Origin of the sequence: Streptomyces qaidamensis (assembly GCF_001611795.1) — a bacterium.
GTDB lineage: Bacteria > Actinomycetota > Actinomycetes > Streptomycetales > Streptomycetaceae > Streptomyces > Streptomyces qaidamensis.
Window position 1 is genome coordinate 5257044 of the sequence record NZ_CP015098.1, and the last position, 12282, is coordinate 5269325.

General features: G+C 71.3%; 12 protein-coding genes and 1 pseudogene. 11 read left to right on the top strand and 2 right to left on the bottom strand.

The window, feature by feature from the left end:
• Positions 1-59 precede the first annotated feature (59 nt).
• From A4E84_RS23375 to A4E84_RS23410, 9 genes and pseudogenes are all read left to right on the top strand, one after another.
• Entirely contained in the window at positions 60-722 is a 663-nt protein-coding gene (locus A4E84_RS23375; RefSeq protein WP_062928462.1) for a UbiX family flavin prenyltransferase, read from the top strand.
• A gap of 57 nt (positions 723-779) precedes the next feature.
• On the top strand, positions 780-1235 hold the full coding sequence (locus A4E84_RS23380) for an Lrp/AsnC family transcriptional regulator (protein WP_031141000.1): 456 nt from the start codon (positions 780-782) through the stop codon (positions 1233-1235).
• A gap of 45 nt (positions 1236-1280) precedes the next feature.
• A complete protein-coding gene (mqnE, locus tag A4E84_RS23385) occupies positions 1281-2444 on the top strand; it encodes an aminofutalosine synthase MqnE (protein WP_062928463.1) in 1164 nt (387 codons plus the stop codon).
• Between the two features lie 93 nt (positions 2445-2537).
• Positions 2538-3188 carry a UdgX family uracil-DNA binding protein gene (locus A4E84_RS23390; protein ID WP_062928464.1) on the top strand — a complete coding sequence of 217 codons (651 nt, stop codon included), beginning with the start codon at positions 2538-2540 and terminating at the stop codon, positions 3186-3188.
• Between the two features lie 16 nt (positions 3189-3204).
• A complete protein-coding gene (locus A4E84_RS23395) occupies positions 3205-3729 on the top strand; it encodes a GNAT family N-acetyltransferase (RefSeq protein ID WP_062928465.1) in 525 nt (174 codons plus the stop codon).
• Between the two features lie 91 nt (positions 3730-3820).
• Positions 3821-4120 carry a DUF4229 domain-containing protein gene (locus tag A4E84_RS23400; RefSeq protein ID WP_062928466.1) on the top strand — a complete coding sequence of 100 codons (300 nt, stop codon included), beginning with the start codon at positions 3821-3823 and terminating at the stop codon, positions 4118-4120.
• A 182-nt stretch (positions 4121-4302) separates the two neighbouring features.
• Positions 4303-4362, top strand: a pseudogene (locus A4E84_RS45810) (putative leader peptide); the annotation flags it as partial.
• 67 nt (positions 4363-4429) lie between these two features.
• Entirely contained in the window at positions 4430-5740 is a 1311-nt protein-coding gene (locus A4E84_RS23405; protein ID WP_062928467.1) for a dicarboxylate/amino acid:cation symporter, read from the top strand.
• A 97-nt stretch (positions 5741-5837) separates the two neighbouring features.
• Positions 5838-6503, top strand: a complete 666-nt coding sequence (locus tag A4E84_RS23410; RefSeq protein ID WP_062928468.1) for a TetR/AcrR family transcriptional regulator — start codon at positions 5838-5840, stop codon at positions 6501-6503.
• Here the strand turns inward: A4E84_RS23410 and A4E84_RS23415 are convergent.
• Complete coding sequence (locus A4E84_RS23415; protein ID WP_062931569.1) at positions 6491-7342, bottom strand: MaoC/PaaZ C-terminal domain-containing protein; 852 nt, start codon at positions 7340-7342, stop codon at positions 6491-6493. The two genes, A4E84_RS23410 and A4E84_RS23415, sit on opposite strands and share 13 nt — an antisense overlap.
• Positions 7342-8646: a 3-oxoacyl-ACP reductase gene (locus A4E84_RS23420; protein WP_062928469.1), complete on the bottom strand. Its 1305-nt coding sequence runs from the start codon at positions 8644-8646 to the stop codon at positions 7342-7344. The genes A4E84_RS23415 and A4E84_RS23420 overlap by 1 nt, the downstream gene beginning before the upstream one ends.
• Positions 8647-8780: 134 nt before the next feature.
• Here A4E84_RS23420 and A4E84_RS23425 point away from each other — a divergent pair, with 134 nt between their 5' ends.
• Together A4E84_RS23425 and A4E84_RS23430 are read left to right on the top strand one after the other, a co-directional pair.
• On the top strand, positions 8781-10070 hold the full coding sequence (locus A4E84_RS23425; protein WP_062931570.1) for an acetyl-CoA C-acetyltransferase: 1290 nt from the start codon (positions 8781-8783) through the stop codon (positions 10068-10070).
• Between the two features lie 231 nt (positions 10071-10301).
• Positions 10302-12221 carry an AMP-dependent synthetase/ligase gene (locus A4E84_RS23430; RefSeq protein ID WP_174569454.1) on the top strand — a complete coding sequence of 640 codons (1920 nt, stop codon included), beginning with the start codon at positions 10302-10304 and terminating at the stop codon, positions 12219-12221.
• Positions 12222-12282 lie beyond the last annotated feature (61 nt).

Genomic DNA, 12282 nt, shown 5'->3' on the forward strand with positions numbered 1-12282 from the left:
GTTCCCACCCTGCGGCGCCGGATAGGCTCGGTGTTGTGAACCCAGTCAAGCCAGGCGAGATGCCGCGTACGCCTTGGATCGTAGGGGTGTCCGGGGCTTCCGGCACCCCGTATGCCGCTGCCGTGCTGCGGGCCCTTCTCGCCGCCGGCGAGAGCGTCGATCTCGTGGTGTCCCGGGCGTCCCGGCTGACCTTGCTGGACGAGACCGGGATCTCCTTCCGGGACGCCCACTGGCAGGCCGACCTGCGGGAATGGCTGTCCCGGGGCGCCGACGGCAAGCCGGACACCTTCTCCGTCGACATCGGCGCCGTACGGCACTGGAGCGCCGGCGACCTGGCCGCCGGGCCCTCCTCGGGGTCGTACCCCACCAAGGGCATGCTCATCGTGCCCGCCTCGACGGCGAGCGTGGCCGGGGTCGCGCTCGGCCTGTCGAAGGACCTGCTCCAGCGGGCGGCGAGCGTGACCCTCAAGGAGGGACGCAAGCTGATCGTGGCCGTGCGCGAGACCCCGCTGAACGGCCAGACGCTGCGGCACCTGGTCACCCTCGACGACGCGGGCGCGACGGTCGTGCCCGCCTCACCCGCCTTCTACGCGGGCGCGACGCACATCCAGGACCTGGTGGACTTCGTCGCCGGACGCGTACTCGACGCGGCGGGCGTGCCGCACCGGCTCTACCGCCGTTGGCAAGGTGAACTCGGCGGCGGTGCGCACCGCGACGGCTGAGCGGTACGCGAACCTCATCGGACTCAACGACAACTTCAGCGGAAGGCTTCGATCGCAATGGACGCGGTGGACAGGCAGCTCATCCAGGCCCTGAGGGAGAACGGCCGGGCCTCCTACGCGGAGCTGGGACGCCTCGTCGGACTGTCGGGACCCAGTGTCACCGACCGCATCAACCGGCTGGAGGCGGCCGGTGTCATCACCGGCTACCGGGCCACCGTCGACGCCGCCTCGCTCGGCCTCGGCGTCACCGCCCTGATCGGCATCTCACTCTCCGACGCCACCGACCACGAGGACGTGGCGCAGCGGCTGAAGGACCTCTCGGAGATCGAGGACTGCTGGTTCATCGCGGGCGAGGACTCCTACATGCTCAAGGTGCGGGCGGCGGACGTCGACGGCCTGGAGAAGATGATCCGGCGGCTCAGCGGCATCGAGGGCGTCTCCCGCACGCGGACGACGATCGTGCTCTCCACGAAGTGGGAGAACCGGGTCGGGGAGCTGCCCGAAGAGGAGTAGAGCGGTAGCCGTACGGTTGGGACGTTGTCGTAGAAAGGTGTGGGCATGGATCTCGGGCTCAAGCGCGAGCTGGAGGAGAAGGTCAGGGCGGGTGTCCGCCTGACCCGTGAGGACGGCATCGCGCTGTACGAGTCGGACGACCTGGCCTGGCTCGGCGGCCTCGCGCACGAGGTGCGCACCCGCAAGAACGGCGACGTCGTGCACTTCAACGTCAACCGGCACCTCAACATGACGAACGTGTGCACGGCCTCCTGCGCGTACTGCTCCTTCCAGCGCAAGCCGGGGGAGAAGGACGCGTACACGATGCGCATCGAGGAGGCCGTCAAGCTCGCGAAGGCGATGGAGTCGGACAACCTCACCGAGCTGCACATCGTCAACGGGCTGCACCCGAACCTGCCGTGGCGGTACTACCCGCGGTCGCTGCGCGAGCTGAAGGCGGCGCTGCCGGACGTCTCGCTGAAGGCGTTCACGGCCACGGAGATCCACCACTTCGAGACCATCTCGGGGATGTCGGCGTCGGAGATCCTCGACGAGCTCATCGACGCCGGTCTGGAGTCCCTCACCGGCGGCGGCGCCGAGATCTTCGACTGGGAGGTCCGCCAGCACATCGTGGACCACCGGACCCACTGGGAGGACTGGTCCCGGATCCACCGGCTCGCACACGAAAAGGGTCTGAAGACCCCGTGCACGATGCTGTACGGGCACATCGAGGAGCCGCGTCACCGGGTGGACCACGTGCTGCGGCTGCGTGAGCTGCAGGACGAGACCGGCGGCTTCCAGGTCTTCATTCCGCTGCGGTACCAGCACGACTTCGTCGACATGCAGGACGGCAAGGTGCGTAATCGCCTCCAGGCGCGGACGCAGATGGCGACGGGGGCCGAGGCGCTGAAGACCTTCGCGGTGTCACGGCTGCTGTTCGACAACGTGCCGCACGTGAAGGTGTTCTGGGTGATGCACGGGGTGCAGACGGCTCAGCTGGCGCTGCAGCACGGGGCGGACGACATGGACGGGTCCGTCGTCGAGTACAAGATCACGCATGACGCGGACAACTACGGGACGCCGAACAAGCTGACGCGTGAGGATCTGCTGGATCTGATTCGCGATGCCGGGTTCCGGCCGGTGGAGCGGAACACGCGGTACGAGATCATCCGGGAGTATGAGGGGCCCGACCCGGAGCGTCGTGAGTCGCCGCAGCCCATGAGGGTCTGATTGCGGCTTTCGGCGCGTGGGGGCTGGTCGTGCCCCGCGGTGGAGCCGCATACCGGCAGAGTCCCGCGCCCCTGGGCGGGGTACCCGGAGGGCATGGTCGGTACGAGGGCTCCTGAGGACGCCTACACCGCTGAGCCGTTTCTTCCCGAGCGCGGCGGTCTTCCCGCTCTTCGGAAGGCCGCTGCCGAATGCCGGGGATGTCCGTTGCACCGGGACGCCACCCAGACCGTGTTCGGGGCCGGTGACACGGACGCCCGGGTCATGCTCGTGGGGGAGCAGCCCGGGGATCAGGAGGACCGGCGGGGGAAGCCGTTCGTCGGGCCGGCCGGGCAGTTGCTCGACCGGGCCCTGGAGGAGGCCGGTATCGATCCCTCCGAGGCCTATGTCACCAACGCCGTGAAGCACTTCAAGTTCACGCAGGCCGAGCCCCGGAAGCGGCGGATCCACAAGGCGCCGAACCTGCGGGAGATGACCGCGTGCGGGCCCTGGCTGGCCGCGGAGCTCGCGGTCGTGGAGCCGGAGCTGATCGTCGTCCTCGGGGCCACCGCCGGGAAGGCGCTGCTCGGGTCCTCCTTCCGGGTCACGCAGGTGCGCGGCACCGTGCTGGAGGAGGAGATCCACGGGAGGCCGGAGCGGCTGGTGCCGACCGTGCACCCCTCCTCGGTGCTGCGGTCGGACGACCGGGAGGCGGCGTACCGGGGGCTGGTGTCGGACCTGAAGGTGGCGGCAGACGCCCTGTCGTAATAGCTACCATTTCGACATGCCCCTTACCCTCACACTCGAACCCGCCGTCACCCCCGAGCTGCGTGACGGTCTGCTCGATCTGTGGACCGATGTCTCCAACGCCGGAGGGGCCGTCGGGTACGTGCCGCCGGTGACGCGGGAGGAGATCCGCCCCGCGCTGGTGCAGCACTTCGCGGCGATGGCGGACGGCCGGGTCAAGCTGCTCGTCGGGCACGACGAGGACGGAAGGGTCGCGGCGACCGCCTTCCTGACCTTCAACACACACCACCTGATGACGCACTGGCTGTGGCTGTACACGGTGATGGTGCACCCGAGGCACCAGGGCAAGGGCTGGGGGCGGGACCTGCTGCGCGCCGCCGCGGACACGGCCCGGGGCATGGACGGGATCGAGGCGATCCGGCTGACCTGCCGCGGCGGACTCGGTCTCGAGCGGTTCTACGAGACGTGCGGCTACAAGGAGGTCGGGCGGATTCCCGGGGCGATCCGGGTGGCGCCGGGGGACGACCGCGAGGACGTCATCATGCTGCTGCCCCTCGTCTGACCCCCCTGCAAGATCGGCCGCTCGGCGTGCTTCACTTGACGGTGCCCCTTTGGGTGCGTTCCGACCGTTCGAACCGGAAGAGTGGATTGAGATGCTCCGCTACACGCTGATGCGCCTCGGAATCTTCGTGGGCTGCCTCGTGGTCGTCTGGGGCGCTGTCTACTCCGGCATCGCCCCGCGCGGGCTCGGCAGCAGCAACGGGCTGTGGATCGTGGCCCTCGCCCTGCTCATCTCCGCGCCGATCAGCCTGGTCGTGCTGCGCAAGGAGCGGGACCGGGCGTCGGTCCAGGTCGCGCAGCGCGTCGACCGGATGAAGGCCAACCTGGACGCGAACCGCAGCCAGGAGGATGTGGCCGACGACACCGCCCGGGCCCAGGGGCAGACCTCGTAAGGTCCCTCACACGCGTTCCGGCGCCCCGTTTCCGTACATGCTCGGAAACGGGGCGCTTTGCGTTGTATGGGTGTGTGTGCGTCGTCACCTGTCAAAGCCAGGCTTTGGGGTCCCCAAAGCTCAGGTGTTAAGGTCCTGGTATGAAGTCAGCAGTCGCGCCCCACTCGCCCCTGAGCGCTCCGCTCGTGGCGCGGCTGCACGTGGATCTCTGTCGGTGCGCGTCCGCTTTCTGTCGTCCCTGACGTAACGCAACCCCCCGTCGTCTCCCACGTCAGCTCCCCTACGCGTCCCCCCAACGGAGTCAGTCGCGTGTCCTCACGTCTGAAGTTCTTCAAGGTGCCCTTCTGGGCCCAGATACTCGCCGGTCTCGTCCTGGGTGTGCTGCTCGGCTGGCTCGCCCGCGACCTGGACCTGTCCTGGCTGGTCACGACCCTGGAAAAAGTCGGTGACACCTTCATCGGGCTGCTGAAGCTCGCGGTCGCCCCGCTCGTCTTCTTCGCGATCCTGGTCTCGATCACCAACCTGCGGAAGGTCAACAACGCGGCCCGCCTGGCCTCGCGCACCCTCCTCTGGTTCATGATCACGTCGCTGATCGCGGTGAGCATCGGCCTGATCATCGGCCTGGTAACCAACCCGGGTGCCGGTACCGGCCTCACGCCCAAGGACGGCGGGAAGCCCGAGACCACCGGTTCCTGGATCGACTTCCTGACCGGCATCGTCCCGACCGACGTCATCACGCCGTTCACCGAACTGAACGTGCTCCAGATCGTCTTCATGGCCGCCGTCGCCGGTATCGCCGCCCTCCAGCTCGGCGAGAAGGCCCAGCCGATCCTCACCCTGAGCGAGTCCGTCCTCAGCCTGCTCCAGAAGGCGCTGTGGTGGGTCATCCGGCTCGCCCCGCTCGGCACGATCGGCCTCATCGGCCACGCCATCGCCACCTACGGCTGGGACCTGATCGGCAAGTACGCGACGTTCACCGCCGACATCTACGTCGGCTGCCTCATCGTGATGTTCGGCGTCTACCCGACGCTGCTCGCGACCGTGGCCAAGGTCAACCCGGTCCAGTTCTTCAAGGGCGCCTGGCCCGCGATCCAGCTGGCCTTCGTCTCCCGCTCCTCCGTCGGCACCATGCCGCTGACGCAGAAGGTCACCGAGCGGCTCGGCGTGCCGAAGGAGTACGCCTCCTTCGCCGTGCCGTTCGGCGCGACGACCAAGATGGACGGCTGCGCCGCGATCTACCCGGCCATCGCCGCGATCTTCGTCGCCCAGATCTTCGACATCCAGCTGGGCGTCGGCGACTACCTGCTGATCGCGTTCGTCTCGGTGGTCGGCGCCGCCGCCACGGCCGGTCTCACCGGTGCGACGGTCATGCTGACCCTCACCCTGTCCACCCTCGGCCTGCCGATGGAGGGCGTGGGCCTGCTTCTCGCGATCGACCCGATCCTGGACATGATCCGCACCGCGACGAACGTCGCCGGGCAGGCGCTGATCCCGGTGCTGGTCTCCGCCCGCGAGAACCTGCTCGACCGCGACGCCTACGCCACGGCCGACGGTTCCTCCCTGGACGAGCCGCTCGACGAGCCCCGCGACAAGGCCGAGCCGGTCCCCGCGACCGCCTGACGGCCGGACGGCATCGAGATCTGAAACGGGCCCCCTGGGCGGTCCTTCCCCGGTTCACCGGGCGAAGGGCCTCCGGGGGGCCCGTACGCTAAGCGGTATGGGTGCCGTGAAGACCAAGCGGATGCCGCGCGCGGTCCGTGAACAGCAGATGCTGGACGCCGCCGTGCGGATCTTCGGCCAACGGGGCTACATGGCCGCGTCGATGGACGAGATCGCCGAACTGGCCGGCGTGTCCAAGCCGTTGGTGTACCTGTACCTCAACTCGAAGGAAGACCTCTTCACCGCCTGCATCCGCCGGGAGGCGGGGGCCCTCGTCGAGGCGGTGCGGGCCGGGGTCCGCCGCGACCTGCCGGCCGACCGGCAACTCTGGGAAGGCCTCGGCGCCTTCTTCGCGCACACCGGCGAGAACCCGGACGCGTGGTCGGTCCTGCACCTCCAGGCCCGTACCCACGGTGAGCCGTTCGCCGCCGAGGTCGCCGCGATGCGCGAGGAGATCGTCGCGTTCGTGACGCAGCTGATCCTCGCCGGGGCCCGCGAGGCCCACCGCGATCCCGATCTGCCGGAGCGCGAGGTCGCCGGGCTCGCCGAGGCCCTGGTGGGCGCCGCCGAGTCGCTCGCCGCCTGGGCCAACGCCACCCCGGGCGTCACCGCCCGCCAGGCCGCCGCCACCCTGATGAACTTCGCCTGGGCGGGGCTCGGCGACCTCATGGCGGGGCGGCCCTGGGCACCCCAGGAGGAGTCGCCGGGCCCTCACACCGGGTAGACGTCCCCCGTCACGTGGATCCGGTCCTCCCGGCCGCGCAGCTCGAACCGGCCGTCCTGCGCCGCGTACGTCACCGTCCCGGGCAGCAGGACCGGTGCCCTGAACTCCGCGCGCAGATGGCAGCACTCCGTGACGCCGTGCGCGGCGAGGCAGCGGGCCACGGTCCACATGCCGTGGGCGATGGCCCGGGGGAAGCCGAACAGCCGCGCCGTGAGCGGATGCAGGTGGATCGGGTTGCGGTCCCCGGACGCGGCCCCGTAGCGGCGCCCGACGTCCCCGGCGAGCCGCCACTCGGCGACGGAGGGCAGCGGTCTGCGCGCCTCCGGCTCCCGGGGCACCGCGGTCGGCCGGTCCGTGCGGTGCCGGGCCAGGTACGTGCTCCTCGACTCCCACACGACGTCCCCGCCGCCGCGTACCTCGGTGACGACCGTCGCCTCCGTGCCGCGCCGGTGCGGGACCAACCCCTCGACGTGCACGGAGAGTTCGTAGCCGCCGCTCGCCGGCATCCGGGCGTGCCGCGTGACGGTGAACGACGTGTGGACGAGGCCGAGCAGCGGCAGCGGGAAGTCCCGTCCGCTCATCAGCCGCATGGCCAGGGGGAACCCGAGCACGTGCGGATACGTCACCGGCAGCGCGTCCTCCCCGACGGGGAACCCGCAGACCCGCTCGTACGCCGCGAGCCGCGCGAGGTCCACGCGCAGGTCCGGCAGGACGAGCCGGGTGCGGCGGAAGTCCGCGTCGGAGCGGGGGCGTTTGAGGGGCGAGAGCAGAGCGCCGCGGGCCAGGAGCGGGGTGAGAGCGGGGGGCCCGGTGAGGACGAGGGCGTCGGGGCCGGCCATCACGCCCCCAGCAGGCTCTGGCCGCAGACGCGGACGACCTGGCCGTTGACCGCGCCCGAGGCCGGGTGGGCCAGCCAGGCGGTGGTCTCGGCGACATCGACCGGGAGACCGCCCTGGGCGAGGGAGTTCATCCGGCGGCCCGCCTCGCGGATGAACAGCGGGACGGCGGCCGTCATCCTCGTCTCGATGAAGCCCGGCGCGACCGCGTTGACCGTCACACCGTGTTCGTCGAGGGCGCGCGGCGCGAGGGAGCGGACCAGGCCGACGACGCCCGCCTTGCTCGCCCCGTAGTTGGTCTGGCCGGCGTTGCCTGCGATCCCCGCGATCGAGGCGGTGGCGACGATCCGGCCGCCGCGCTTCAGCGTCCCGTCCTTGAGCAGGGCGTCCGTGGTGCGCAGCACGCTCGCCAGGTTCACTTCGAGGACGGAGATCCAGCGTTCGGACGGCATGTTCACCAGACGCCGGTCGCGGGTGACGCCCGCGTTGTGGATCAGCAGGTCCAGGCCGTCGGGCAGGGCCTCGGCGATGCGCGCGCCCGCGTCGGCGGACGTCATGTCGAGCAGCAGCGCGGTGCCGCCGAGCCGCTCGGCGACCCGCCGGGCGTCCTGTTCGGCCTGCGGCACGTCGAGGACGACGACATGGGCACCGTCCCGCGCGAGGGTTCCGGCGACCGCCTCACCGATGCCCCGGGCGCCGCCGGTGACGAGGGCGGTGCGGCCGGTCAGGGGGCGGTCCCCGTCGGGGGGAACGGTCCCCTGGGGTGCTCCCACCTCGATCACCTGCCCGCTGACGTAGGCAGACTTGGGCGACAGCAGGAAACGGAGCGTGGACTCCGCGGCGGCCGCGTCCGTGAGCCGGACCAGGTTCACCGTCCTGCCCCGGCCGATCTCCTTGCCGAGGGAGCGGGTGAACCCCTCCAGGGCCTGCTGGGCCGCGGCCTGGTGGTGGTCGGCCGGGTCGAGGGGCGCGCCGAGCACCACCACCCGCCCGCTCGGAGCGACCGACCGTACGACGGGATGCAGGGCGGCATGCACCTCGGCCAGGGCCTCCACGTCCCGCACCCCGGTCGCGTCCAGGACGACGGCCGCGGCAGGGCCGGAGCCGGCCGGGCCGATCCCCGTACGGGCCAGGACCGGCGCCAGGCCGAGGGCGGACCGGCCCGCGGTGAGGTGCAGCAGGCCGCCGTCCAGGGCGGGCCGGTCCGGGGACCAGCGGGTCAGCGCCGCGGGCTGAGGCAGCCCCAGCCGGCGGGTGAGGAAGCGGCCGGGCGCGGTACCGGTAAAGCGCAGATAGCGGTCGGCCATGACGACTCCCTGTTCCCGACGACGGCTCGCTGAAGCCCCACTCGTGTTTACTCTGGAGTAAGGTTACCGGAGGTAAGGCTATGTCAGGGACGAGGAGCGGGTCGAGATGAACAGGTCGGAATGAGGTGGTCGAGATGAGTCCCCAGCAGCTGTCGCCGTCGGTGCGGCGCGTGGCGGTCGTCGGCGGAGCGCGCATCCCCTTCGCCCGCTCCGACGGCCCCTACGCCACCGCCTCCAACCAGCAGATGCTCACCGCCGCCCTCGACGGCCTGGTCGAGCGGTACGGACTCCAGGGGCCGGGTGCGGTCGGCGAGTTCGTCGCCGGGGCCGTGCTCAAGCACGCCCGCGACTTCAACCTCGCCCGCGAGACCGTCCTCGGCTCGGGGCTCCACCCGAGCACCCCCGCCTACGACATCCAGCAGGCCTGCGGCACCGGCCTCCAGGCCGTCATCGCCGCCGCCAACAAGATCGCCCTCGGCCAGACCGAATCGGCCGTCGCGGGCGGCGCCGACACCGCCAGCGACGCACCCCTCGGCGTCAACGACTCCCTGCGCCGCATCCTCCTGGAGGTCCGCCGGGCGAAGTCGCCGGGCGCCCGTCTCAAGGCCCTGGCGAAGGTGCGCCCGGGCCACCTCGTCCCCGACATCCCGCGCAACGCCGAGCCGCGCACCGGCCTGTCCATGGGCGAACACGCCGCCGTCACCGCCCGCGCCCTGGGCATCGCCCGCGAGGCCCAGGACGAACTCGCCGCCACCAGTCACCAGCGGCTGGCGGCGGCGTACGAACGCGGCTTCTTCCAGGACCTGGTGGTCCCCTTCCGCGGCCTGGCCCGCGACCAGAACCTGCGCCCCGGCTCGACCGTGGAGAAACTCGCGGCCCTGAAGCCGGTGTTCGGGCTCGGCCACCCCGACCCGACCATGACGGCCGGGAACTCCACCCCGCTGACGGACGGCGCCGCCACCGTCCTGCTGGCGAGCGAGGAGTGGGCCCGCGAGCGCGGACTGGAGCCGCTGGCGTACCTCACCGCGTACGAGACAGCCGCCGTCGACTTCGTGGACGGCGATGTGGCCGGCGGCGAGGACGGCCTGCTCATGGCACCCGCCCACGCCGTCCCGCGCATGCTGGAGCGGGCCGGCCTCGGCCTGGACGACTTCGACCTCGTCGAGATCCACGAGGCGTTCGCCTCCCAGGTGCTGGCGACGCTCGCCGTCTGGGAGAAACGCGGCCTGGGCACGGTGGACCGTGCCCGGCTGAACGTCGCCGGCTCCTCCCTCGCGACCGGCCACCCCTTCGCGGCCACCGGGGCCCGGATCCTCGCCACCCTGGCCAAGCTCCTCGCCGAACGGGACGCGCCCGCCCGCGGCCTGATCTCCGTCTGCGCGGCGGGCGGACAGGGAGTGACGGCCATCCTGGAGCGCGCCTGAAGGCAAGGGACGTGCGGAACCTGAGGAACCCTCACGTAACCCCCGAGATTGCACAGGCCTGGCTCCGGACCATCCCCGAATTCGCACAAACCCGCCACGTGAGCGCCGTACGATCCCGTTCCTACCGTCAGTAACCCCTTTCGGGAGGTTCAGCCGGTTGAGCGCCTCGGCGTGCGAGGCACGTACGTCATGCAGCAAGCAGTCCTTCGCTGCACGCCCCAGGAGCCGCCCGTGTCCACTGCGTATCCCTCCTCCGCCTACGGCGACGCGTACGGAGGGCCGGTCCTGGTCGAGCCCGAGGTGCGGCGGATGGACGGGGCGGTACGGGAGGCCTCCGTACCGCCGCTGGCCCCGCCGTGGACGCACGGGTCGCTCGCCGACCTGCCCTTCGACAACGCGAACGCGCATCCGGACGCCGTGGTGCTCAGCCGCAAGGACGCCGACGGGCGCTGGAGCGACGTCACGGCGACGCAGTTCGCCGACCAGGTGAGAGCCGTGGCGAAGGGCCTGGTCGCCGAGGGACTGATGCCGGGCGACCGGGTCGCCGTGATGGCCCGCACGATCTACGAGTGGACGGTCCTGGACTTCGCCGCCTGGTCGGCCGGACTCGTCACCGTCCCCGTCTACCCCACCTCCTCCGTCTTCCAGGCCCGCTGGATCCTCCAGGACTCCGGCGCGGTCGCCCTGGTCACCGAGACCGCCGCGCAGGCCGCCGCCCTCGGCCCCGAGCGCGAACGCCTGCCCGACCTCAAACACCTGTGGGTCGTCGAGAAGGGCCACGTGGACCGGCTCGCGGAAACCGGCGCACACCTGCCCGACCAGGAGGTCGAGGTGCGGCGCGGCATGCTCGGCCCCGACACCCTCGCCACCCTCGTCTACACCTCCGGCACCACCGGCCGCCCCAAGGGCTGCGCGCTCACCCACGGCAACTTCTTCGCCGAGGTCGACAACGCCATCGAGCTGCTCTACCCCGTCTTCCGGGCGAAGACCAGCGAAGAGGCCTCGGTCCTGCTGTTCCTGCCGATGTCCCACGTCTTCGGCCGCATGGTGGCGATCGCCTGCATCCGGGCCCGCGTCCGGCTGGGCCACGCCCCCAGCATCAAGGCCGACCGGCTGCTCCCGGACCTGGCCAGCTTCCGGCCGACCTGCCTGATCGCCATCCCGTACATGCTGGAGAAGGTCTTCAACTCGGCCCGGGCCAAGGCCGAGGCGAGCGGCCGGGTCTCCTCGTTCGACCGCGCGGCGGCGGTGGCACAGCGCTACGGAGAGGCCCTGGAGGCCCAGCAGACGGGCACCGGCGCCGGCCCCTCCCGCGCCCTCAAGACCGCCCGCGCCTTCTACGACCCCCTGGTCTACCGCCGCATCCGCAACGCCATGGGCGGCAGGGTCCGCTACGCCATCTGCGGCGGCTCCCCGCTCGGCAGCCGCCTCGCCGCGTTCTTCGCCGGTGCCGGCATCGAGATCTTCGAGGGCTACGGCCTGACCGAGACCACCGGCGCGAGCACCGTCACCCCGCCCCTGAAACCCCGGCTGGGCACCGTCGGCTGGCCGCTGCCCGGCACCCGTGTCCGTATCGCCGCCGACGGCGAGATCCTCGTCGGCGGCGACCACGTGCTGCGCGGCTACTGGGACCCGCAGGCCGGCGGCGTCGTCCCCGCCGCCCCCGACGGCTGGCTCGCCACCGGCGACCTCGGCGAACTGGACGACGAGGGCTATCTGACGATCACCGGCCGCAAGAAGGAGATGCTCATCACCGCGGGCGGCAAGTCCGTCGCCCCGGCCCCGCTGGAGAACTGGCTGCGCTCGCACCCGCTGATCTCCCAGTGCCTCGTCCTGGGCGACGGCCGCCCGTTCGTCTCCGCGCTGATCACCCTCGACCCGGCCGGCATCACCCACTGGCGTCAGATGAACGGCAAGCACCCCGTACCGCCGGGGCTCCTCGTCGACGACGAGGACCTGCGCGCCGTGCTCCAACGGGCCGTCGACGAGGCCAACAAGATGGTCTCCCGCCCGGAGTCCATCCGCCGCTTCGCCGTCCTCCCCGAGGACTTCACGGAGGAGGCGGGCCATCTGACCCCGTCGATGAAGCTCCGCCGGGAGGCCGTGCTGCGCGCCTTCGCGACGGAAGTGGAGGGCCTGTACACGCGGTGAGGCACCTTTGCGATCTCTTCACACGTGCTTATTGACGACGCACGGCGTCTGCCCGTTGGCT